The following is a 23,175-nucleotide window of genomic DNA, read 5'->3' as shown; positions in this document are numbered from 1 at the left end:
TTAAAGAAACCACAAGCGTATTTATCCAAATGGCACGATTCTGTTGCACATCTCACCGCAACCCAGAGAGCAGTCTTTTTGGGACGGGGCTCTTTTAGCTACTTCTCCACCCTACCGGCCCCAAATGAGCTACCCCTAGCCGATAGCGTTTTTGAGTTCCGCGCGGCGCTTTTTCATGCCCGTCATGACGGCGTTGCGCAGCTCGGGCATGCGCGCGGTATCCATCTGTGGAACGCCCTCGAGCTTATAGGGAATCCCCAGCTGCTCATACTTGACGACGCCCATCGTGTGATACGGCAGCATTTCCAGGCCCACCACGTTATGCCACGGGGCAATCAGACGACCGAGTGCCTCGCACTCCTCTGCCGTGTCGGTAATGCCCGGTACTACCACGTGACGGATAACGACCTTGATCCTGCGACGCGCCAGCTCATCGCCAAACGCCAGGATGCGCGCAGGATCGCAACCGGTCAGCTTTTTATGCTCGACGGGATCGGCGTGTTTAATGTCGAGCAGCACCATATCGGTCTCGTTGAGTACGGCATCGAACTTCTCGGGATGCGTGGGGTCGAACGCATAGCCGCAACTATCCAAGCAGGTATGTACTCGACCATCGGGGTTGTTGTGCATTGCGCGGAACAGGTCGGCCAAAAACTCAGGCTGCAGGAGCGGCTCGCCGCCGGATACCGTAATACCACCGCTGCGGTAAAACTCATGGTTGCTCTGGAACTCGTCCATCAGGTGCTCGACGGTCACCATGGTGCCGCCGTTAACCGACCAGGTATCGGGGTTGTGGCAATACGCACAGCGCATGGGGCAGCCCTGAACAAACACCACAAAGCGGATGCCGGGTCCATCGACCGTTCCCATCGTCTCGATCGAATGCACGCGGCCCAGGGCAAACGCGGAGTCCTCAGGACGAGCGTCCATACCCTCGAGCTTCATCTCAGCCATTCCCGATACCTTGCCTCTCATTGGTTTTTAGATACATAAATGCCAGAGTCATTCTAGCCTATATGTTTGATGGCGAAACGGTTTAGCGGTCAATTGGATTGTCCTATTTGGCCCCATGCAAAAGCGGCGGGAAGGTTGTCGCAACCCGCCCGCCGCCGCGGCAATAGAAATCGATAGACGCCAGGCGTTACGCCTTGAGCGTGAGCACCGCGCCGAAGGCGGTCGGGCCGCAATGGCTCGAGATGACGCCGCCGACCTGAGTCCAGGTAACGTCCTTAAAGCCCAGGTCGTGCGCATAGACTTCCATGTCGTCGCGCAGCTCCTCGGAAAGGCCTACCGAATACGCCAGGCCAATGTGCGAGTAGTCAATTTCGCCCTTCGCAACCATGTGGTCAATAAAGGCGCGGGCGCACTTGAGCATAGAGCCGCGAAACTTCTTGGTCGCCACGAACTTGCCACCCGTTACCTCGATGCAGGGCTTAATCTTGAGCAGATGGGCGCCTAGGAACGCGACGTTGGACAAGCGACCGCCCGCCTTAAGGAAGGCAAGGTCGGTAGGAACAAAGCCCAGCAACACGCGGTCCATAACGGAGCTCGTAAAAGCAAAGATCTCGTCGACGGTGGCATCGGGATGAGCCTCGATGTATTTGGCGGTCTCGACGACAACAAGCGACTGGCCCACCGAGACAAAACGCGTGTCCATGGAGAACACGTAGTCGCGCCCCTCTGCCGCGATCTTCGAGGACTGATGCGAACAGGTCGTGGCCTCGGAATACGCAAGATGCAAAATGGTCGCGTTGGGCTGCTCGGCGTGAATGCGGTCGTACACGCGAGAGAAATCTGCCGGCGCGCAGCCGCTGGTCTTGGGCATCACGCCAAACTCGTTGCAGCGCGAATAGATCTCGAGCGGATCGATCGAGCCGTCCTCGACGGTCTCGTCACCAATCGTGACATGCATGGGCACACGCACGATGCCGTAGCGTTCGCAGAGCTCTGGCGTCACATCCGAACCAGATTCAACCACGATTACGTACTTGCCCATTCTTATCACGACCCATCTCGACGTTGACTTTTTAATATGTGACGCACGTCCGCCGTCCTGCTACAGAACGGCCTCCAAGCGCCAAAGAGACGCCGTCCCTTGCACAAAACAAAGGACAGCGTCTCCCTGGAAAACTCCGTTCTTAACTGAGATTTTACACGCTTTATTACTAAGTGTTACTTACTCCGCAAACGGTAGCTATACGCGATAAACGGTAGCAAGTAAGTATCCAGAACGCTCAACCCATTAGGAGAGTTCCGCCTAAAGGGTGACTACAAAGGACCCCCGCCGGGGCTGTTTGGGCTACCTCCCAAAACATTCCGCAGGACGCAAGAAGCCCTCGCCGCACGAAGTGCGCAGCGAGGGCTTCTTGCATGTCCGAGGACACCAATTTAATTTAGCGTGGTTCCCTAAAGTGCGATAACGCAGGAGACCCGGCAAGGCCGGGAGCACTTTGCCTCGCAAACATTCCGCAGCCGCGAAGCGGCGAGGACGTTTGAGAGGCAAAGTGCGTAGGCCTTACCGGGTCTCCGGTGGGAGTTGAGTCCCTTTAGAACTTGTTGTGGAAGGTACGCGAAATGACCTCGTCCTGCTGCTCCTTGGTGAGCGTGTGGAAGTTCACGGCATAGCCGGAAACGCGGATGGTCAGCTGCGGGTACTTCTCGGGGTGAGCCTGAGCGTCGAGCAGCGTCTCACGGTTGAAGACGTTGATGTTCAGGTGGTGGCCACCCTTCTCGGCGTAAGCGTCGAGCATGTGGACCAAGTTATCGGCCTGAGTCTCGGAAACTTCAGAAACCTTCATAATGTGTCTCCTTCAATCGATCGGCGCCGGCCGAAACCGGCGCACTAATCAGTAATCGTTATTGTTAGTATAGCACTAACAATAGTTACTCGCCCAGCTGATCAAGGTCGATATCACCAAAGAACACCTGGTCCTCCTTGCCGAGCGCGCCCGGGATGATGGAGAAGGTGTTGGAGATGCCGTCCTGGGCATCGCGGAACGGGAGCTTGGAAACCGAAGACAGCGAAGCGATGGCGCCCTGGCTATCGCGCTTGTGCATGGGGTTAGCACCCGGGGCGAACGGCTGGCCAGCCTTGCGGCCGTCGGGCGTGGAGCCGGTCTTCTTACCGTACACGACGTTGGAGGTAATGGTCAGAACCGAGGTCGTGGGCACGGAGTTGCGGTAGGTGTCGTTCATGCGTATGTACTCCATGAACTGGTGCACAACGTCGTGAGCGATCTGGTCGACGCGGTCGTCGTCGTTACCGTACTTGGGGAACTCGCCCTCGGTCTCGAAGTCGACGATGATGCCGTTCTCGTCACGGACGGGGTGAACCTTGGCGTACTTGATGGCGGACAGGGAGTCAGCCACGACGGAAAGGCCAGCGATGCCCGTAGCGAACCAGCGGTGCACGTGCTTGTCGTGCAGAGCCATCTGGATGCGCTCGTAGCAATACTTGTCGTGCATGTAGTGAATGATGTTCAGCGAGTTGACGTACACGCCAGCGAGCCACTTCATCATGTCGTTGTACTTGGCCATAACGTCATCGTAATCGAGCGTGTCGCCCTCGACGGCGCGATACTTGGGGCCGACCTGCTTCTTGGAGACCTCGTCAACACCGCCGTTGAGTGCGTACAGCAGGCACTTGGCCAGGTTGGCACGAGCGCCGAAGAACTGCATCTCCTTGCCAATGCGCATGGAGGACACGCAGCAGGCGATGCCGTAGTCGTCGCCGTGGTAAACGCGCATGAGGTCGTCGTTCTCGTACTGGACCGAGGAGCTGGCGACAGAAGTCTTGGCGCAGAACTTCTTGAAGTTCTCGGGAAGACGGGTCGACCACAGAACGGTCATGTTGGGCTCGGGGCTGGTGCCCATGTTCTCGAGCGTGTGCAGGTAGCGGAAGCTCATCTTGGTAACGAGCGTACGGCCGTCAACACCCATGCCGCCGATGGACTCGGTGACCCACTGCGGATCGCCGGTAAACAGGGCCTGGTACTCGGGGGTACGGGCAAACTTGACCATGCGGAGCTTCATGATGAAGTGATCCACGAACTCCTGGATCTGCTCCTCGGTAAAGGTACCGTTGGCAAGGTCGCGCTCAGCGTAGATGTCGATGAACGTAGAGGTACGGCCGATGGACATAGCGGCGCCGTTCTGCTCCTTGACGGCAGCGAGGTAGGCGAAGTACATCCACTGGATGGCCTCCTGCGTGTTGGTAGCAGGTTTGGAAATATCGAAACCATAGGTCTCGGCCATCATCTTGAGCTCGCCGAGGGCGCGGATCTGCTCCTGCAGCTCCTCGCGATCGCGGATGTTGTCGGCGGTCATGACCGTCGGGGTGGAAGCCTTCTGGGCCTCCTTGTCCTTGATCAGGTAGTCGACGCCGTACAGGGCGACACGACGGTAGTCGCCGATGATGCGGCCGCGGCCATAGCCATCGGGCAGACCGGTGATAATGTGAGCCGAGCGGCAAGCACGCATCTCGGGGGTGTAGACATCGAAGACGCCGGCGTTGTGGGTCTTGCGCTCGAAGGTGTAGCGCTCGACGACGTTCTCGTCGATCTTGTAGCCGTGCTGGCTGGCAGCCTGGCAAGCGATGCGGATACCACCGTTGACGTGCAGAGCGCGCTTGAGCGGCTTGTCAGTCTGAAGACCGACGATGGTCTCCTTCTCGCGGTGGGCGTTATCGATGTAGCCAGCGGGGTGGCTCACGATACCCGTGACAGTCTTGGTGTCCATATCGAGGACGCCGCCCTGCTCGCGCTCCTTGAGCAGCAGGTCGAGAACCTCGCCCCACAGCTCCTTGGTACGCTCGGTCGGACCGGCGAGGAACGATTCGTCGCCCTCGTAGGGGGTGTAGTTCTTCTGGATGAAGTCTCGGACGTCAACCTCTCCCGTCCAGATGCCTTCCTTGAAGCCTTCCCATGCCTCCTGCATTGTGTAACCACGCTCCTAGTTACGTATAATGCGGCGCTCTCTCACACCGCTGCTTATTGAATTCTTGAATGTTCGGGTTGAATGACCGGCTTCTTCCGTTCTTCACCACACGTTGGTATAGGAAAAAACGTTTGTCCACCTTGGAACTGCAACCCAAAACCCAAGATTTCACCCGTCTGAGAAGGATAACATAGCCACCCCCTTCATCAGGGCTGTTATATGTTTCTTTTTTTATACCATTAGGGCGTTTTTAACAAATCCGCAGGAAATGCGAGCGTGAACAACTACCGTTCACCGATTTGTTTGGTATTTTTCCTTGCCTTTGTACGACGTTCACTCTAGCTGTTATGCCAGCTTTATCAGGGTAAAGTGTCCCAGAGACCCACAGAAACTGCAGGGCGGCCCCGGGATTTCCCCCGGGGCCGCCCTGTGGCGTGGCTAGTTATTTAGCTTTGATTGCCGCTTGGCATTAAGCGGCTGCGGTGACCCTGTCGGCCGCGGCCTTTTTGCTGTCGCCGTGACCCTGGCCCTCAAAATGCTTGTAGCACCAGCTGGTGACCAGCGGGGTCAAAATGGCCGTCACGATGGCACACGCTGCAACCTGCGCCGTAGCCGTCGCGAGCACGGCGCCACCGTACATGGCCTCGTTGACACTCGCCATGGCGGCAGGCGTGGCCACATTGGCTCCGGCGCAGCTCGAAATGGCCGCACCTGCGACACCCGTACCGCCCGTGAACTTATCGACCGCGATGACGGGAATTGCAAAGACCACCGAGCAGATCACGCCGAGCAGGATGCCGGGAAGACCGCCGTTGATGAGCTGGCCAAAGGTCATGGTCGAACCCATGGCAAAGAAGACGAGCACGATGATGGCGGAAAGTGCCGGAGCCATCATCTTCTTAAAGCTCGGGAAAAGGTTACCCAGAATAATGCCGACGACGATCGGCAGGATGGCGCCCACGAGCGACCAGCCGATCGGAGCCTGGCCAGCAGCGCCGAGCACGATCATTGTGACCGGAGGGCCGACAACGAGTGTGGTGATGGCGACGGCGCCACGTTCGGCCTCGTTGCCCATGGTGCCCATCAGACCAGCGTACATAGCGTTGTTGGCGCCGGTGCAAGCCGCCAGCATCACCATGGCAGAGATGCCAAACAGGTTGTCGTTGAATACATAAAGGATGAGCAGCGACACGGCAACGACCACGATCTGCTTGACAGCGATGATGATGGCGCCGCGTGCAGCGGCGGCAGGCGCACTTTTAAACGAAATCGTCGTACCGACGATGAGCAAAAAAGCGCCCACGAGTGGGCTTGCACCCTGCTGGGTCATGCCAAGCGTAAAGCTGCCGAGCGTTTTGAACAGGTCGGGGAATAGCGTGTTGAGCAAGCAGCCCAGCAAAAGCGGCACCAAAATATTGGCGCCCGGGATGGACGACATCTTAAAGAACGGCTCCTTTGCAGCCGGCGCCTCCACCGCAGTCGATTCACTCATATATATCTCCTTTGGATGCATGCGAATCGTAGCCGCACGCGTCTATGTCAGAAAGAAAGCGACAACCCCGATTCGCCAGGGTCGCCGCCAAACGATTACCGCGGGGTATTACCCGTCCAGGACGATGCCGCCGTCGCAGTCACCGATCTCGCCGTTCACGAAGCTGGCGAGGTCGGAAGCGAAGAACAGCACCATCTGCGCAGGCTCGCTGGCCTGGGCGGCGCGGCCCAGAGGAATACCGTTGATGATGCGCTGAGAGTTCTCGTCAGAAAGGATCGACGTCATGTCGGTAAGCGTGAGCGACGGGCACACAGCGTTGCAGCGGATGCCGAACTTACCGCCCTCCTTGGCGACCGCCTTGGTAAGGCCGTTGACACCGGCCTTGGAGCTCGCGTAGGCCGCGGTGCCGAGCAGGCCGCCGCCGATCTTGCCAGCAACGGAGCTCACGTTGACGATAGTGCCGGCATGTGCCGCCTTAAAGTGCGGGTACACGGCATTCATCATGGTAAAGGTGCCGTTGAGGTTGATGTCGATGGTGCGACGCCACTCGGTGTCGTCGATCTCGTCAAACTTCTTGGTGCTGATGACACCGGCGCAGTTGATCAGGATGTTGGTTTGCGGCAGGTCCGTAAAAATCTGCTCGACGGTCTCGCGCGCCTTGGGCGCATCGGCGACATCGAGCTGATAGAACTTGTTGCCCTCGCCAAGCTCGGCCACAGCCGCCTCGCCCTTAGCAGCGTTCCTTGCGATGAGCGCGACGTGTCCGCCGCCCGCAACGATACCCTTGGCAATCTCGAGGCCAATGCCCTGAGTGCCACCGGTAACGATCGCGGTTTTACCCGTGAAGTCAAATGCCATGACTCCAACCCCCTTGATTCAGATGTCTCCTTGCGGGAAGTTGGAGCATCGCACATGGCGATAAATGAGTCCCAGTCGTCATGGTGGTGACAACCCCTCGCCTAACCGCGGGCATGATAGTTCTTTGAAACGCTTCAGCAATTGAATTATTTTAAGTCTTTATGCGCTCTTTATATTGCCTAGTGGCCAAGTAGATTTTTGGGACATGTCCAGAAATCTACCGAATAGGATGGTTGAGTGGGGGTATTATTTTTCACCGAAAATAGTTTCTAGTGTTAGGGGTTTTCGGTGAAAGATACCGATTTCCGTGAACTTGGGCGTCAGCTCCTTACCGAGTTCGGCAGTATGCATCAGCGCATTTCGCGCTTTGCGGACAAAGCCCTCAGTGGTGAGATGGCCGTCATGCGCGCCCTCATGCTCGCTGGCGGTTCGCTCACGCCAAGCGAACTCGCCGATCGTGCCTGGGTCTCGAGCGCCCGCATCGCCAATATCCTGCGCGCTCTCGAAGCCAAAGGCTGGGTCGAGCGCGAGCACTCAAAGACCGACCGTCGTCGCGTACACGTCACGGTGACCGACAAGGGATTCCATGATCTCGAAATCAAGCATCGGGAATTCGAGGACCGCACCGCGGCCTTCCTCGAGCAGCTCGGCGAAACAGATACCCAAGAGATGGTGCGCCTTCTTAGGCGTGCCAACGAAATTATCGACCGCAATCAAGAAAGGAGAGATGCCGAGTGAGGATTCTCAAGCTCTTTAAAAAGCATGTCCTGGCACTGTTCGCAGCTATCGTACTTATCGTAATCAGCTGCAACGCCGATCTAGCGCTGCCTACGTATATGAGCGACATCGTCGACGTGGGCGTGCAGCAAGGCGGTATCGCCTCGCCCGTACCTGACACCATTCGCACCGAATCGCTCGACGACCTCGAACTCTTTATGAGCGATAAGGACGCCAAAGCTGTGGAGGCCGTGTTTAGCAAGGCGGATAATAACGGCATTCGAACGTACAAGGGCACCGAGGAGGAGCGCGCCGACGGCGGCAAGATTGCCGACATCGTGAGCCTGCCCGAGACCGTCGTCCTTTCGTTCAACCAGGGCATTGACGCCAACTCCATGGATGACATGATGGGTTCGTCCAGCGAGAATAACAACAACGCCGCCCAGGCCATGCCCACCCCCGAGCAGATGGCGGCAATGACGCCCGAGCAGCTCGCCGAGATGCAGCAGAAGGCCGCGGCAGCGCAGAACATGCAAAAGCAGATTGATACCGACGGCGGTAAGATCACCATGAAGAGCCTGCGCCTAGGCGTTGAAGGCGGCCTAATCGACCAGGGCAAGCTCGTCGAGGGCGCCAACGATATGGCGGACAAAATGGGCTCCATGTCGGGTTCCATCGTGACCCAACGCGCCGTGAGCTATGTACAAGACGAGTACAAGGCGCAGGGCATCGACCCCGCCGACGTGCAGAACGCCTATCTGGGCCGCATGGCAACCACGATGTTTGGTCTGTGCCTGATCTCGCTCATCGCCACCATCCTGACCGGCGCCGTGGCCTCGCGCACCGCCTGTTCCATCGCACGCGACCTGCGCCGCGAGACCTTCAACAAGGTTATGCACTTCTCGCCGGCCGAGGTGGGTAAGTTTAGCCAGGCCTCGCTCATCACCCGCTGCACCAACGACATTCAGCAGATTCAGATGGCCGCAACCCTGTTTATCCGCATGTGCCTGATGGCCCCCGTCATGGGCATCGTCGCCGTCATGCGCGTCCTGGCCAACCACACCGGCCTGGAATGGACCATCGCTGTGGCCATCATCGCGGTCTCGGCCGTCGTCGGCGTGCTTATGGGCCTCACCATGCCCAAGTTCAAAAAGATGCAGAGCTTTGTGGACCGCGTGAACCTCACCGCCCGCGAGCTGCTCGACGGCCTTATGCCCATCCGCTCGTTCAACCGCGAGGAGCATGAGCTCGAGCGTTTTGACAAGGCTTCGCTCGACCTAATGACCACGCAGCTCTACACCAATCGTGCCATGAGCTTTATGATGCCGCTCATGATGCTCGTCATGAACTGCATCACCGTGCTTATCGTCTGGTTTGGCGCGCAGGGCGTGTCCGATGGCGTGATGCAGGTCGGCAACATGATGGCGTTTATCTCCTACACCATGCAGATCGTCATGGCGTTTATGATCCTCACCATGGTTTCGGTCATCCTGCCCCGCGCCGAGGTCGCAGCCGAGCGCGTGGAAGAGGTCATCACCTGCCCCACGAGCATCAACGACCCCGCCTCGCCCAAACTGCCCGCGGCCAGCGCACCGCGCGGTGAGCTCACCTTCCGCGACGTGAGCTTCCAGTATCCCGATGCCCGCGCCGACGTCCTTAGCGGCGTGAACTTCACCACGCATGCCGGTCAGATGCTCGGCATCATTGGTTCCACGGGCTCGGGCAAGTCCACGCTCGTACAGCTGATTCCGCGCTTATACGACGTCACGGGCGGCAGCATTTCACTCGACGGCATCGACGTGCGCGATATGACCCTTTCCGAGCTTCGCCGCCGCATTGGTTACATCCCGCAGCAGGGACGTCTGTTCTCGGGCACCGTGGAGAGCAACCTTAAGTTTGCCGGCGACATGGTAAGCGACGAGAACATGCACGAGGCCGCGCGCATCGCCCAAGCCGAGGACTTTATCGCCGAGCGCGAGGGCGGCTACGACTCCCCCATCAGCCAGGGCGGCTCCAATGTCTCGGGCGGTCAGCGCCAGCGTCTGGCCATCGCCCGCGCGTTGGCAAAAAAGCCCGAGGTCCTGGTGTTCGATGACTCGTTTAGCGCCCTCGACTACAAGACCGACGCGCGCCTGCGCGAAGAGCTTGCCAAAAACGTTACCGACGCCGCGCTCGTTGTCGTAGCCCAGCGCATCGCGACCATCATGCACGCCGACCAGATCATCGTGCTCGACGACGGTCACGTGGTGGGCACTGGTACGCACGAGGAGCTGCTGCACATCTGCCCGGCGTACCTGGAGATCGCACAGTCGCAGCTTTCCGCCGAGGAGCTGGGGCTCACTCAAGAAGAAATTGCAGCCGTTATGGAGGGAGGCGAGCACTAATGGCAGACGAGACCAAGACTCAGATTCCCAAGCCCACCCGCCAGCGCGGTCCCATGGGCCGCATGGGTGGCATGGGCCGCGGCGAGAAGGCCAAGGACTTTAAGGGCGCCATGCGGCAGTTGCTCGGCTATATCGGTCAACACAAGGTTGCCGTGCTTGCCGCCGTCGCCTTTGCCGTGTGCTCGGTCGTCTTTAACATTGTGGGACCCAAGGTGCTCGGCCAGGTTACGACCAAGCTGTTCGAAGGCCTGGTCGCCAAGGTCAACGGTACCGGCGATGTCGACTTTGCCTGGATCGCCAAGACGCTCGGCTTTTTGCTCTGCCTGTATCTGGCAAGCTCTGTTTGCAGCCTCATCCAGGGCTGGCTCATGACCGGCGTCACGCAAAAGATTTGCTACCGCATGCGCAAGGAGATCGCCGCCAAGATCGCTGTCGTGCCGATGAGCTACTTTAACGGACACAGCAAGGGCGATGTGCTCAGCCGCATCACCAACGACGTCGATACGCTGGGTCAGTCGCTCAACCAGAGCGTGACGCAGCTCATCACGTCGGTGACGCAGATTATCGGCGTGCTCGTCATGATGCTGTCGATCAGCCTGCCGCTTACCGGCGTCACCGTGCTCACACTGCCGGCCGCCGCGATTATCCTGACCGTGATGATTCATTTCTCGCAACCGTACTTCCGCGAGCAGCAGCAGGTCCTGGGCACCGTCAACGGCATTATCGAGGAGGACTTTGCCGGCCAGAACGTCATTCAGGTGTTCGACCGCGCCGAGGCCTCAATCGAAGAGTTCGACCGTCAAAACGACCGCCTCTTTATTAGTGGCTGGCGCTCGCAGTTCCTGTCGGGCCTGATGATGCCGCTTATGAGCTTGGTGGGCAACATGGGCTACGTGGGCGTGGTCGTGGTGGGTGCACAGCTCGCGCTGACCGGCAATGCCACGCCCGGCGACATCCAGAGCTTTATCCAGTACGTTCGCAACTTTACGCAACCCGTGCAGCAGCTGGGCAACGTGAGCAACACGATGCAGTCTATGGCCGCTGCCACCGAGCGCGTCTTTGAGTTCCTGGCCGCGCCCGAGGAGGAGCAGAAGGCCGACGCGCAGATTCCCGAAAAGCGCCCTGGCCATGTGGAGTTTGACCACGTCAAGTTTGGCTACACGCCCGACAAGACCATCATCCACGACTTTAGCTGCGAGGCACAGCCCGGCCAGACCATCGCCATCGTCGGTCCCACCGGCGCCGGCAAGACCACGCTCATTAAGCTGCTACAGCGCTTCTACGACGTGGACGGCGGCTCGCTGCGCGTCGATGGCGTCGACGTACGCGATTGGGACCGCGCGGCACTGCGCGGCGAGTTTGCCATGGTGCTGCAGGATACGTGGCTGTTTAACGGCACCATCCGCGAGAACATCCGCTACGGACGCCCCGATGCAAGCGATGCCGAGGTCGAGGCCGCTGCACGCGCTGCACGCTGCGACCACTTTATCCATACGCTCGCCGGCGGTTACAACTTTATGATCAACGAGGAAGGCACCAACCTTTCGCAGGGCCAACGCCAGCTCGTGACCATTGCCCGCGCCATTTTGGCCGACCGCCCGGCGCTGATTTTGGACGAGGCGACATCCAACGTCGATACCCGCACCGAGGAGCTTATTCAGCGCGCCACGGATGCGCTGATGCAGGGCCGTACCAGCTTTGTTATCGCACACCGCCTGTCCACGATCCGCAACGCCGACGTGATCTTGGTAATTCGCGACGGCGACATCGTCGAGAAGGGCACGCACGACGAGCTGCTCGCCCAGGGCGGCTTCTACGCCGACCTGTACAACTCGCAGTTCGACGAAGCGGCGTAAATTCTGCCGCAGGGAACGAATAACACCCGAGAACGGGGGCGCAGGACAACCTGCGCTCCCGTTTTTTGTTCTGCGACCCTCAAACCGCCTCCCCTGGGACCAAATCGACGGCCTCTTCCAAGCCGCGTGGCATCATTCCATTCCAGGGCCAGCCAACGTTTGCCCAGATAAAACCTGCCAAAATAAACCTGTCCCTTTTTGGCAGGTTTTGGGGTGACGAGGGCTTGCACTTTAGCGTGCGACAGCGGATAATGCCGAGCATTCGACAATACACACTTTGTCTTATTTGATTGAGGAGGCCCCGTATGGCCATGGAATTCAAGCGCAGGCTGCCGATCCCCATGGAAATCCGCGAGGAAATGCCGCTTTCCGCCGATCTTACCGCCAAAAAACAGGCATTCGACGCCGAGGTCGCTAAGGTCTTTACCGGCGAGGACGCGCGCAAGGTGCTCATCATCGGCCCGTGCTCTGCCGACCGCGAGGACTCGGTGCTTGAGTACATGAGCCGACTGGCCAAGGTCGCCGAAGAGGTCAAGGACAAACTCATCATCATTCCGCGCGTCTATACCAACAAGCCGCGCACCAAGGGCACCGGCTACAAGGGCCTGCTGCACAACCCCGATCCCGAGGCGCCCGATGACCTGCTCGAGGGCGTTAAAGCCATCCGCCATATGCACCTGCGCGTCATCGAGGAGACCGGTTTCTTTACCGCCGATGAGATGCTCTACCCGTCCAACTACCAGTACCTCGTCGACCTGCTGAGCTACGTCGCCGTGGGCGCGCGCTCGGTCGAGAACCAGGAGCATCGTCTGGTGTCGAGCGGCATTTCGGTGCCTGTGGGCATGAAGAACCCCACCGCCGGTTCCACCACCGTCATGCTCAACTCCATCTACGCCGCCCAGGCACATCAAAGCTTCATCTTCCGCAACTGGGAGGTCGAGTGCGACGGCAATCCGCTCGCGCACGCCGTCATGCGTGGCTACATTGGTCTCGACGGTCGTACCTACCCCAATTACCACTACGAGCATCTGGAGCGTCTGGCTGAGCGCTATACCGAGCATGCCGGCTACGCTAACCCGGCAGCGGTCATCGACTGCAACCACGACAACTCGGGCAAGCGCCCGCTGGAGCAGCACCGCATCTGCAAGGAGGTGCTCGACAGCTGCCGCCGCAACGAGTCCATCTCCAAGCTGGTCAAGGGCTTTATGATCGAATCCTACCTGGAGGACGGCAACCAGTCTGTCGACGGCGGCGTCTTTGGCAAGTCCATCACCGACCCGTGCCTGGGCTGGGAAAAGACCGACTACCTCATCCACGAGATCGCAGAGCGGGTGTAGGTTACGGCGTTTTACCAAACGCCGTAACCGGCCGACGCTGCAAACCCGTACACGCGAGCAATCTGCCTTTCAGCTTCGACGGCATGACCAAAAGGTCAATGCCGCCTCGCTTCAAGGCACATTGCTCGCGTGTACGGGTTTTCGCTGACGTTTTTCTACCAGCGTCGTTGCCAAAGCTAGCACTTGGGGACGCTCCTTTTGGGGTGGTCGTTGGGGACGCTCTTGTTTGACTAGTCGTTTAAGAACGTCCCCAACGACTACCCGGGGGAGTTGCCTTCCCTCGCGGCGGTCTTCTAGCAGAAAAACCAAGTGAGTAGGCTTTTTGCAGGAAGCCAAGCACGCCCCAAAACGCCACAGCTCTGACCTGCGGTTTTATTGAGCATTTGTCGCGATGTGCTCGTCAGGTTCAAAAAAGTCTACTCACTTGTATCTGAGACGCACCAGGTTGGAAAAAACCGCCGCGAAAGGGCCCCTGGCCCCTTCGCGGCGGTCATACGCCTCTGATTTTGCGACGATTTTGCCCGCTTGTTACTCGCTGTAGCGGGTGGCTATGGCAGCTCGCACCATTCCGGTGCTCATGAGGTAGGTCACCAGGAAGTAGCCACCGTATGCTGCCAGGAAGATCGCGCAGGTGAGGCCCACAGTGCCGCCGATGCTCATATTTCCGAATATGCTCACCAGCTCGATAATCACCTTAAGTGCCACAAAGGAGTGCGCCAGACCCACTGCCAGCGGGAACAGGAAGAATACCGCCTGCTGCGCCATCACCGAATGGCGAATCTGGCGGTCGTCGCAGCCGATCTGTGCCAGCACACGATAGCTGCGGCTGCCGTCGGCCACGTTGGAGAGTTGCTGGATCGACAGAATCGCCGCGCATGCAACGACCAATACAAAGCCGATGTAGATGGCTAGGTAGCTAATAAGACCGTTCATTTGCGCTGCCTGCGTGTACATCTCGGAGCGTGTGATGAAGGTTCCCCAAAACCCCGGCTCCTTGCCGTCAACGAGCAGATTGTCGAGCAGAGTGTATTTAATGCTCTCGTCTGCCTCGGTCGTATCCATCCCCTGTTTGTAGTTAACGAGCAGGCTACTGGAATACGGCTGCAGATTAAGTTGGGACAACAGTTCGTCGGCAACGACGACGGTACCCGGATTACTGCCCATCGCCGAGTTGGCGATGGCCGCCGTATCTTCGTCCGACTTATCGGTTGCGGGTTTGAGCGTATGCCCGCCCAAGGTAAGGGCATGGCCGCCAGCCATATACTTGGTGTACAGGTCGACCAGCTCGCCGCCCATATCACACGTGAGCAGATATTGGTCGCGGCCAATGCTCACCGGCTCCTCGCCCATCATCTGGCGCAGTTTGTTGTACTGGCTCGCCGGCGTCACAAACAGACCCATCGTATCGGCATTGCTACCCCCGAACGCCTTGGGAAGCTTTTCGCCCATGGTCTTGCACATCTCACTTGGGGTCACCGAAGGATTCGAGCCGCCAACCGGGTAACTCAGATACGAATCGATCTGTACATGCTCACCGGCAACATCGGCGATATCGACCTTCTTGCCGGTCTCGTCGTTGTTGTCCGCCGACTCGCCCTTGCCGTGCCATGCGGGGTACAAATCGACCGTTGTATCGGCCAGCACCATGCGATCGGCTTCATCAGACGGATTGACGTACTCTTTGTAGTAGTCGAGAGTATCGGGCGTGTAATAGACATACGTCTGAGACACATCAACAGGGTTATAGCGCTCCAGGTTTTCGTTCATCACGTTGGCAATCGACATACCGCACGTCACCGAGGTGATGGCCAAAAACAGGAGCATCGCGATGACGCCCATCGAAAAGCACACCGTGTTGACCTTGGCCGCAAGCTGGCGCACGATAAACATGTTGAGGCCGCGCCAATACACGCCGCGCAGGCTCTGCAGCAGCTTGATAAGCATGCCCGAGAGTCCCCAAAACAGGGCAAAGGTACCCACGGTAACCATAGCGGTCGTAATGCCAAACTGGTTCATGGCCTCTTGCAGCTTGCTGTCCGTCGCGGTTAGCGGGAACCCATCACGTAGCAGACGGTAATAGGCCACGCCCACAAGCACCACGCCCACGGCAAAGATGGCAATCGCGATCCAGGGGTTGCGTGTCTTGATGCTCTCGTTGCGACGCTCGGCACCCATAAGCTCGATGAGTTTGGTACGACGCACGGCGCGAAGGTTCAGCAGTAGCGTGAGCACAAACATTACGAGCATGCAGGCAAGGGTCAGGTTGAACGCATGCACCGAGAAAAAGAAGTGGAAATTGGCGATCTGTGTCTTAAAGAGCGAGGCCGTAAAGAACGTCATGAGCTGGGAGAGTCCCACACCCAGCACAATGCCGGCGACAAAGGCCACAACCGATACTATCACGGTCTCGAGCGCCATGATCGTGGCGACGCGCCCGCGCCCCATACCGAGCACCTGGTACAGGCCAAACTCCTTCTTGCGGCGTTTCATGATGAAGTTATTGGCATACACCATCAAAAAGGCCATGACACCGGCCAAAAAGTACGTCAGGTAGCCGAGCATGCTGCCCATAACCTGCGCCAAGCCCTCTTCATCGATTCCGGCGATGTCGACCTGCATCGAGATGGTATTAAAGGCATAGAAGACCGTGACGCCCAGGGTGAGCGTCAAAAGGTAGACGAGGTAGTCGCGGCCGGCGCGGCGGACGTTGCCCCAAGCGAGTTTACAGAGCATCGGAGCCCTCACCGCCCATCATGGCAACGACCTCCATAATGCGGTCGAAGAACTCGCGGCGGCCGGTGTCTCCGCGGCGCAGCTCGGTGAAGATCTTGCCGTCGCGAATAAACAGCACACGGCTCGTGTAGCTGGCGGCAAAGCTGTCGTGCGTGACCATGAGCACGGTGGCGCGCAGGCGGCGGTTAAGGGCCTCCAGGCTCTCGAGCAGCAGGCGAGCGCTCTTGGAATCGAGGGCGCCGGTGGGCTCGTCGGCCATGATCATGGTGGGGTCGGTGACGAGCGCGCGAGCCGCGGCAACGCGCTGCTGCTGACCGCCGGACATCTGGTAGGGATACTTGTCGAGCACCTGACTGATGGACAGGCGCGCTGCCACATCCTGCACGCGGGTCGAGATCTCTGCCGAGTTTGTGCGGGCGATGGTGAGCGGCAGGGCGATGTTCTCGCGTGCCGTGAGCGTATCGAGCAGGTTGGAGTCCTGGAAGATAAAACCAAGCTCCTCGCGGCGGAACTGCGAAAGCTTAGCCTGCTTCATGCGCGTCACGTCCTGGCCGTTGATGCGGATCGCGCCGCTTGTGGCACTATCGATGGTCGACACGCAGTTGAGCAACGTCGACTTACCCGAGCCCGAAGCGCCCATGATGCCAACGAATTCGCCGCGGTTGACGGTAAAGCTGACGTCGTTGAGCGCGCGGGTCACGTTGCCCAGCGCTCCGTATACCTTTTCGAGATGCACGACTTCCAGTACCGGGGTCGCCATGTGCGTGGTTTGCATACCGAGTCCTTTCTTGCGATTAGTCTACGGCATCTATAGTCGCAAGAAGCCGAGTCGGCTACCATCGATATCGCTTACGCTTGCCTTACCGTTGCGTAAGGTAGGGGTAGTCTTTTTGGGACGGGGCTTTTTAGCTACCCTATCCGTAGCCTTCGAAGCATGAGGCCGCATTTGACATAGGGCAGCTAAAAAAGCCCCGTCCCAAAAAGACTACCCAAATGAGCTGCCTTGTCATGTGTCGATGTTGAGAGAGGACTCCTGTTGAAGACTGTTCATGTTGCCGCTGGGATCATTCGCAAGGAAGGATCCGATGAGCTGCTTGCCGTGCAGCGCGGCTACGGCGACATGCAGGGACTTTGGGAGTTCCCCGGTGGCAAGCTCATGCGCGGCGAGACGCCCGAGGACGCCGTACGCCGCGAGCTCATGGAAGAGCTGCAGGTAAAAGTCACCAACCTGCGCGATTTCTATACCGTTGAGTACGACTACCCCGATTTTCATCTCTCCATGGAGTGCTACTACTGCTCGCTCGCCGATGACTCCGATGAGCCCCAGAAGCACGACCGCCAGCTCGATATCCGCTGGATTCCGCGCACCTCGCTTGCCACCGTTGAGTGGATGCCCGCCGACAAAGGGCTTATCGATGCTCTGATTGAGTTGAAGGAAGATCGGCTTGAGGCCAACGGCGCCGCCGATGACGCCACGCCCAACACGGCCGACAAACCCGCCACCAAGCCCAAGCGCGCACCTAAGCGCCGCAGCAAAAAGCGTCCCAAGCCAGGTCTGCTCGACGGCATCGATACCTCGGACCTCTCCACTGACGAGCGCGAACTGGTGCGCCGTCGCGCCGCTATAAAAAAGTCCATGAAGGGCAACAAGCGCGCCAACACCAAACCCGAGCTGCTCGTTCGCCAGCGCCTGCGGGCAGCGGGCCTTACGGGATACCGTCTGGAATGGAAGGTACCCGGCAAGCCCGACATCGCCTTTCCCGGGCGCAAGATCGCCATTTTCGTCAACGGCTGCTTTTGGCATCGCTGCCCTAAGTGCAATCCGAGCCAGCCCAAGCGCAATGTTGAGTTTTGGGAGGCAAAGTTTCGCCGCAACGTCGAGCGCGACCGAGCCGCCATCGATGCGCTTACCCAAATGGGCTGGACGCCCATCACCGTCTGGGAATGTGAGCTCAAGAAAGACCGCATCGACGCCACCATGGAAAAGGTCATCGAACAGGTACGCGCCGCCGCACCGCAGCGCTAACAGCGATCATTCACACGCTCCGCACGTCCGCGCCACATCCGAGCCGCAAACCTTAGAAAGCCCTTAAGCTCAAAACCTTTCAAGAGTGTTATTCGATACCTTTGACCTGCAGTTTCACTGTTATAACAAACCTGATTAAGCCTTTCTTTAGTGCTTCTTTGCAGCAGCCGCGGCATAATACTGCCAACGAACGGGACCTAGCAGCACACCCCGTGCGCAACCTTTTGGTGGACATCGAGACGGAGGAAGCCCCGCAGCGCGTGCGCGCAGCGGGGCTTCCGACATGTCCGAGGACGTTCTGAGAGATAGGCCCTTTTCCGTTTCCAGACGGCCCGGTGGGATCGGAGTACCCTTGCTGTTACTCTGCTTTGCCCACAGAGTTGAGGTTGGTCATGCGGATCTTAACCAGCTCGGTGATCTCACGCATGCCCTCCTTGGCCGGCTTCTTGGGATCGAAGCAGGCGGGGTTCTCGGCCATGTAGGCCATGAAGCCCTTGGTGTAGGCCTGACGCAGCTCGGTAGCGTAGTTAACCTTGCAGATGCCGTTCTTCACAGCCTCGGCAACCTGCTCATCGGGCACACCGGAAGTGCCGTGCAGAACCAGCGGCACGTCGACGGCGTCGCGGATGGCCTTGACCACGGACTGCTCGATGTGCGGATCGCTCGTGTACACGCCGTGGCTGGTGCCAACGCCAATGGCCAGCGAGGTGCAGCCGGTGCGCTCGACGAACTCCTTGGCCTCGGCAGGATCGGTGTAGGGGCTCTCGCCCTCAACCGCGGGACCGTCGTCCTCCTTGCCGCCAACCTTGCCGAGCTCGGCCTCGACGGGCACGCCCATGGCGCGGCCAGCGTCGGCGACGGACTTGGTCAGGGCAATGTTGTCCTCGAAGGACTCGTGCGAGCCGTCGATCATGACGGAGGTGTAGCCCGTGCGGAAAGCCTGCATGCAGCGGTCATAGCCATCGCCGTGATCGAGGTGCAGAGCGACGGGCACGGAAGCGCGCTCGGCAGCGGCCTTCACCATGCCGTAGAAGTAGTCCAGACCAGCGGTCTTGATGGTGCCCGGGGTGGTCTGCATGATGACGGGGGACTTAGTCTCCTCGGCAGCGGCCAGAACGGCCATAACAAACTCGAGGTTCTCGACGTTGAACGCGCCGACGGCGTAGTGACCGGCCTGAGCGTCCTTGAGCATCTTTTCGGTGGTAACAAGTGCCATGAGCGTTTGCTCCTCTCCCTCGCCCGCATCTGGACATCGGGCGTAGTTGTTCACAAGGCGTTTTACCTTGCGTTTTACTGCGCTCATTGTATGAAATTCAGCGGCTTTGCACGTGCGAGATATTGAGTCCATGCAGGCCAATACAATCGTTTTTGAAAAGTAAACGGAAGGAATCGGAACCGAGTGGGCGTGTTCGATATTGAATTTTGAGCGTTTAGCGTCTTTCTTTTATAGAAAAGATAAGTAATCGAAAGGTGTTTTCTTACTCAAAAAGAAAATGAACGAAAATAGAGTCAACACAATTCCTGCAAATATAGCCGAGAATGGAGCAAACATGGCCCAAGCTACCAACCGTGCTTTTGCTGACGAGCGCCGTACCGCCATTATGGAAATACTCGAGCATAACGCCTCGGTGCAGGTAGCAGAAATCGCCCAGACCTTTGGCGTGTCCTCCGTCACCGCCCGCGCCGACCTGGACGCGCTCGCCGAAGCAGGCAAGCTGCGTCGCACACATGGTGGTGCCGTATCGCTCCACAAACGCCTGACCGTCTCCACGCAGGATCGCCGCATCAATGTCAACGTCGCCGCCAAGCAGGCCATCGCGCAAAGCGCCATCGAGTTCGTTAATGACGGCGACACGCTGCTCGTCGACTCGGGCACCACGGCGCTCGAATTCGTCCGGCTCCTCGATCAGCGCGACGGCATCACCGTTATCACGGCCGACATTACCATCGCCGATTATATCGACGAGAGCATGCCCTCGGTCGATGTCGTTATGCTGGGCGGGGCACTGCGCAAAGGTCATCGCTATCTGTACGGCCCACTTACCATGCAGGCGCTCCAAATGGTCCACGCCGACCTTGCCGTCATGTGTCCTGGCGCTTTTGTTCCCGGCTGCGGCTTTACGACCGACTTTCCGCAGATGGCCGAGACCAAAGCGGCTATGGTCGGTGCCGCCCGTCAAAGCGTCGCCCTCATGGACGCCAGTAAGGTCAACGGACGCGGCATGTACCGTTTTGCCGAGCTTGCCGACGTCGACATCATCGTGATGGACAGCGACCCCGACGCCGCCGTCGCCACCTCAATCGCCGAGGCCGCCGACAGCGCACGTCCAGCCCTCATCATCGCCGGCGCTTAAACAAAAACCACCACAAAGGGCCTGTCCCTTTGTGGTGGTTTTGCCCGTTAAAAGCGAAATATCGCTACTTGGAAAGCTCGTCGGCGAGGGCCTCGATCTGGGCGCGCGATGTGTCGTTGAGCGATCCCAGCACGGTCACCTTGTTCTGCGCCAGGGTGATGTCCTTCATGCCCTCGAGCTCCTTGGTCATAACCTTGGCAGCGGTGGGCGCCCAGGAACCGGCCTCGACGAGCGCCACGGTGCGGTTCTGGTAGGCATGCTCGGCAAGCGTGTGGATAAAGGTGCTCATGAACGGGAAGATCTCGCCCTGATAGGTGATAGAGGCGAGCACCAGGCGGTCATAGCGGAACGCATCCTCAACGGCCTCGGCCATGTCGTCGCGAGCCAGGTCAAAGACGGAAACCTTCTGGCCGCGAGCCTCGAGCGCTGCGGCGAGCTCCTCGACAGCGGCCTTCAGATGGCCGTAGACACTCGCATAGGCAATCGTGATGCCCTCGTCCTCGGGCTGATAGCTCGACCAGGTGTTGTAGGTGTCGAGGTAATAGCCCAGATTCTCGGTAAGGACAGGACCGTGGAGCGGGCAGATGATCTGAATATCCAGATCGGCAGCCTTTTTGAGCACGGCCTGCACAAACTTGCCGAACTTACCGACGATGCCAAAGTAGTAGCGGCGAGCCTCGCAAGCCCAGCCCTCGGGATCCTCGATGTCGTTGGCGCCAAACTTGCCAAAGCCGTCGGCGCTAAAGAGCACCTTGTCGGTGGCCTCATAGGAGAAGAGCACCTCGGGCCAGTGAACATTGGGGGCACCGACAAACGTCAGGCTGTGGCCGCCCAGGTCGAGCACATCGCCCTCTTTGACAACCATTTTGCGCTCGGGGAAGTCGGTGCCAAAGTAGTTGACCATCATGCGGAAAGCACCCATGCTGGCCACAATCTGCGCCTGGGGATAGCGCTCCATAAAGGCGGCGATACCGGCGGAGTGATCAGGCTCCATATGATGGATGACCAGGTAGTCGGGCGTACGGCCATCGAGCGCGGCCTCGAGGTTGCCGAGCCACTCGTCGACAAAACCACCGTCGACCGAATCGGCGACAGCGATTTTATCGCCCAAGATAACGTAGCTGTTGTATGCCATACCGTTCTCGGACACATCGTACTGGCCCTCGAACAAGTCAATGTCGTGGTCGTCGACGCCAATGTAGCGGATATCCTTGGTGATCTCCATCAGACAAAGCCTCCTAGATAGACAAAATAACCTGTCTATAATAGCACTTGGCAGCATTCCAACTGTTATCTGCCGGCATCCTTACCGATTGTTATTGAAATACGATAAATCGTCGTTTACCTGCGCAAACTATGAGCGTGGCATCGCCGTGCTATGTCGAATAATGAGCTGGCCGGGAATACGGATAGCAACGGTTTTGCCCGCCGTACCCGCCTCGGGAACCGCGTGCTCAAACACCTCGCGTCCACGCTGATGTAAATCGAATCGAACGGTCGTGAGCTCGTTATGCGCGACAAAGTCGTCGAGCGAATCGTCGACGCCCACCACGCTTACGTCCTCGGGCACGCGCAGGCCGCTATCACGCAGCGCGGCAATCGCGCCATTTGCCATCTGATCGTTTGCCGCATAAATCGCCGTCATGGTGCGATCGTGCTCGGCCAGGTACCTGCCGGCCTCGTAGCCGCTGTTGGCAGACCAGTCGCCCTCGAGCGGCGCCTGCGGCTTAATGTGCTTGTGCTCGAGCGCATCCTGCCAGCCGGCGCGACGAAATTGCTCGTCGACCGAGAACGACGGGCCGCCAATATAGCGAATTTGCTCGTGCCCCAGCTCAAACAGATGATCCATAAGCAAGAGCGAGCAGCCGTAATGGTCGGAGTCGACCGTGGTCACCCGCGGGTGCGCGTACATGGTAACAATAACCGTGCCAATGCCCGGCAGCGGATCAAACGTCTCAAAATCGGGCGCCATGCGGCTCATGCCGATGATGATGCCGTCCACCGGCAGCGCAGCCATACGACGCGTGGCCTCGGCAAGCGAAAACTCCTCGGTCTTGGACATCTCGACCAGCGTGATGGCGCAATTATGCTCTCGAGCAGCGCTGGCGATGCCATCGATCATTGAGAGGTTGCCAAACTTGGTGATATCGTTGACGCACAGACCGACCGAATGGTAACGGCCGTCGCGCAGCGAGCGGCCGGCATAACTCGGACGAAAACCGAGCTCTTGCATAGCGGCCTGCACGCGCTGGCGCGTCTGCTCGTTAACGTTGGGCAAGCCGTTGGCGACGCGCGAAACCGTCTGCTGCGAAACACCGGCAGCGCGGGCGACGTCGGCCATGGAGACCGGACGCGTACCTGTATCGTTGGACGAGTGCCTTGCCACAGAATCACCTTCACCCTTGCGAGATCTGAATAGCGTGCATGCCGGCCCGGGCAGAAATACACCCCGCGCCGAGGCCCGCTATCGTCGGACGCATGTT

17 protein-coding genes are annotated in these 23,175 nt (G+C 58.9%); 6 read left to right on the top strand and 11 right to left on the bottom strand.

All coding sequences use genetic code 11. The annotated features are described in order from the left end of the window. Positions 1 to 135: 135 nt before the first annotated feature. The 6 genes from pflA to ACTNBY_RS00785 all read right to left on the bottom strand — a co-directional run bounded on the left by pflA (position 136) and on the right by ACTNBY_RS00785 (position 7,285). On the bottom strand, positions 136 to 954 hold the full coding sequence (gene pflA / locus ACTNBY_RS00810; RefSeq protein WP_441063012.1) for a pyruvate formate-lyase-activating protein: 819 nt from the start codon (positions 952 to 954) through the stop codon (positions 136 to 138). Positions 955 to 1,141: 187 nt separating this feature from the next. Beyond that, on the bottom strand, positions 1,142 to 1,996 hold the full coding sequence (locus tag ACTNBY_RS00805; protein ID WP_441063011.1) for a DegV family protein: 855 nt from the start codon (positions 1,994 to 1,996) through the stop codon (positions 1,142 to 1,144). A 550-nt stretch (positions 1,997 to 2,546) separates the two neighbouring features. Next, complete coding sequence (grcA3, locus tag ACTNBY_RS00800) at positions 2,547 to 2,798, bottom strand: autonomous glycyl radical cofactor GrcA3 (protein ID WP_055252439.1); 252 nt, start codon at positions 2,796 to 2,798, stop codon at positions 2,547 to 2,549. Between the two features lie 85 nt (positions 2,799 to 2,883). After that, positions 2,884 to 4,935 (bottom strand): formate C-acetyltransferase, encoded by a 2,052-nt coding sequence (pflB, locus tag ACTNBY_RS00795; RefSeq protein WP_427718174.1) that lies wholly within the window; start codon positions 4,933 to 4,935, stop codon positions 2,884 to 2,886. Between the two features lie 469 nt (positions 4,936 to 5,404). Continuing rightward, positions 5,405 to 6,427 (bottom strand): 2-keto-3-deoxygluconate permease, encoded by a 1,023-nt coding sequence (locus ACTNBY_RS00790; protein WP_441040829.1) that lies wholly within the window; start codon positions 6,425 to 6,427, stop codon positions 5,405 to 5,407. 108 nt (positions 6,428 to 6,535) lie between these two features. Next, positions 6,536 to 7,285 (bottom strand): SDR family NAD(P)-dependent oxidoreductase, encoded by a 750-nt coding sequence (locus tag ACTNBY_RS00785; protein WP_427728112.1) that lies wholly within the window; start codon positions 7,283 to 7,285, stop codon positions 6,536 to 6,538. Between the two features lie 288 nt (positions 7,286 to 7,573). On the opposite strand from ACTNBY_RS00785, the gene ACTNBY_RS00780 reads away from it, so the two are divergent. From ACTNBY_RS00780 to ACTNBY_RS00765, 4 genes are all read left to right on the top strand, one after another. Beyond that, entirely contained in the window at positions 7,574 to 8,023 is a 450-nt protein-coding gene (locus ACTNBY_RS00780; protein ID WP_154514934.1) for a MarR family winged helix-turn-helix transcriptional regulator, read from the top strand. After that, complete coding sequence (locus tag ACTNBY_RS00775) at positions 8,020 to 10,386, top strand: ABC transporter ATP-binding protein (RefSeq protein ID WP_441063010.1); 2,367 nt, start codon at positions 8,020 to 8,022, stop codon at positions 10,384 to 10,386. Before ACTNBY_RS00780 ends, ACTNBY_RS00775 begins: the two co-directional genes overlap by 4 nt. After that, positions 10,386 to 12,242 (top strand): ABC transporter ATP-binding protein, encoded by a 1,857-nt coding sequence (locus ACTNBY_RS00770; RefSeq protein ID WP_154514936.1) that lies wholly within the window; start codon positions 10,386 to 10,388, stop codon positions 12,240 to 12,242. The genes ACTNBY_RS00775 and ACTNBY_RS00770 overlap by 1 nt, the downstream gene beginning before the upstream one ends. A 305-nt stretch (positions 12,243 to 12,547) precedes the next feature. Continuing rightward, positions 12,548 to 13,579, top strand: coding sequence for a 3-deoxy-7-phosphoheptulonate synthase (locus ACTNBY_RS00765; protein WP_427748347.1), 1,032 nt, complete (start codon positions 12,548 to 12,550; stop codon positions 13,577 to 13,579). Positions 13,580 to 14,107: 528 nt separating this feature from the next. Here ACTNBY_RS00765 and ACTNBY_RS00760 read toward each other — a convergent pair. Next, the gene (locus ACTNBY_RS00760) at positions 14,108 to 16,312 is read right to left on the bottom strand and encodes an FtsX-like permease family protein (RefSeq protein ID WP_441063009.1); all 2,205 of its coding nucleotides are present in this window, start codon (positions 16,310 to 16,312) and stop codon (positions 14,108 to 14,110) included. Beyond that, positions 16,302 to 17,087, bottom strand: coding sequence for an ABC transporter ATP-binding protein (locus ACTNBY_RS00755; protein ID WP_441063008.1), 786 nt, complete (start codon positions 17,085 to 17,087; stop codon positions 16,302 to 16,304). The genes ACTNBY_RS00760 and ACTNBY_RS00755 overlap by 11 nt, the downstream gene beginning before the upstream one ends. 261 nt (positions 17,088 to 17,348) lie before the next feature. On the opposite strand from ACTNBY_RS00755, the gene vsr reads away from it, so the two are divergent. Then, positions 17,349 to 18,338, top strand: a complete 990-nt coding sequence (vsr, locus tag ACTNBY_RS00750; protein ID WP_441063007.1) for a DNA mismatch endonuclease Vsr — start codon at positions 17,349 to 17,351, stop codon at positions 18,336 to 18,338. A gap of 358 nt (positions 18,339 to 18,696) precedes the next feature. Here the strand turns inward: vsr and ACTNBY_RS00745 are convergent, their stop codons facing one another. After that, positions 18,697 to 19,554, bottom strand: a complete 858-nt coding sequence (locus ACTNBY_RS00745) for a class II fructose-bisphosphate aldolase (protein WP_022095149.1) — start codon at positions 19,552 to 19,554, stop codon at positions 18,697 to 18,699. Between the two features lie 334 nt (positions 19,555 to 19,888). On the opposite strand from ACTNBY_RS00745, the gene ACTNBY_RS00740 reads away from it, so the two are divergent. Further along, positions 19,889 to 20,692, top strand: a complete 804-nt coding sequence (locus ACTNBY_RS00740; RefSeq protein ID WP_441063006.1) for a DeoR/GlpR family DNA-binding transcription regulator — start codon at positions 19,889 to 19,891, stop codon at positions 20,690 to 20,692. Between the two features lie 64 nt (positions 20,693 to 20,756). Here the strand turns inward: ACTNBY_RS00740 and ACTNBY_RS00735 are convergent, their stop codons facing one another. Further along, a complete protein-coding gene (locus ACTNBY_RS00735; RefSeq protein ID WP_441063005.1) occupies positions 20,757 to 21,917 on the bottom strand; it encodes an FprA family A-type flavoprotein in 1,161 nt (386 codons plus the stop codon). 129 nt (positions 21,918 to 22,046) lie between these two features. Then, the gene (locus ACTNBY_RS00730; protein WP_154515200.1) at positions 22,047 to 23,033 is read right to left on the bottom strand and encodes a LacI family DNA-binding transcriptional regulator; all 987 of its coding nucleotides are present in this window, start codon (positions 23,031 to 23,033) and stop codon (positions 22,047 to 22,049) included. Positions 23,034 to 23,175: the final 142 nt, after the last annotated feature.

It is taken from the genome of Collinsella sp. HCP28S3_E12 (assembly GCF_052065595.1).
Classification (GTDB): domain Bacteria; phylum Actinomycetota; class Coriobacteriia; order Coriobacteriales; family Coriobacteriaceae; genus Collinsella.
This window is presented reverse-complemented; position numbering and strand designations above follow the sequence as displayed.

Coding starts and splice junctions, on each gene's coding strand:
- pflA (WP_441063012.1), bottom strand. CDS start 954: ATGGCTGAGATGAAGCTCGAGGGTATGGACGCTCGTCCTGAGGACTCC.
- ACTNBY_RS00805 (WP_441063011.1), bottom strand. CDS start 1,996: ATGGGCAAGTACGTAATCGTGGTTGAATCTGGTTCGGATGTGACGCCA.
- grcA3 (WP_055252439.1), bottom strand. CDS start 2,798: ATGAAGGTTTCTGAAGTTTCCGAGACTCAGGCCGATAACTTGGTCCAC.
- pflB (WP_427718174.1), bottom strand. CDS start 4,935: ATGCAGGAGGCATGGGAAGGCTTCAAGGAAGGCATCTGGACGGGAGAG.
- ACTNBY_RS00790 (WP_441040829.1), bottom strand. CDS start 6,427: ATGAGTGAATCGACTGCGGTGGAGGCGCCGGCTGCAAAGGAGCCGTTC.
- ACTNBY_RS00785 (WP_427728112.1), bottom strand. CDS start 7,285: ATGGCATTTGACTTCACGGGTAAAACCGCGATCGTTACCGGTGGCACT.
- ACTNBY_RS00770 (WP_154514936.1), top strand. CDS start 10,386: ATGGCAGACGAGACCAAGACTCAGATTCCCAAGCCCACCCGCCAGCGC.
- ACTNBY_RS00765 (WP_427748347.1), top strand. CDS start 12,548: ATGGCCATGGAATTCAAGCGCAGGCTGCCGATCCCCATGGAAATCCGC.
- ACTNBY_RS00760 (WP_441063009.1), bottom strand. CDS start 16,312: ATGCTCTGTAAACTCGCTTGGGGCAACGTCCGCCGCGCCGGCCGCGAC.
- ACTNBY_RS00755 (WP_441063008.1), bottom strand. CDS start 17,087: ATGCAAACCACGCACATGGCGACCCCGGTACTGGAAGTCGTGCATCTC.
- ACTNBY_RS00745 (WP_022095149.1), bottom strand. CDS start 19,554: ATGGCACTTGTTACCACCGAAAAGATGCTCAAGGACGCTCAGGCCGGT.
- ACTNBY_RS00740 (WP_441063006.1), top strand. CDS start 19,889: ATGGCCCAAGCTACCAACCGTGCTTTTGCTGACGAGCGCCGTACCGCC.
- ACTNBY_RS00735 (WP_441063005.1), bottom strand. CDS start 21,917: ATGGAGATCACCAAGGATATCCGCTACATTGGCGTCGACGACCACGAC.
- ACTNBY_RS00730 (WP_154515200.1), bottom strand. CDS start 23,033: ATGGCCGACGTCGCCCGCGCTGCCGGTGTTTCGCAGCAGACGGTTTCG.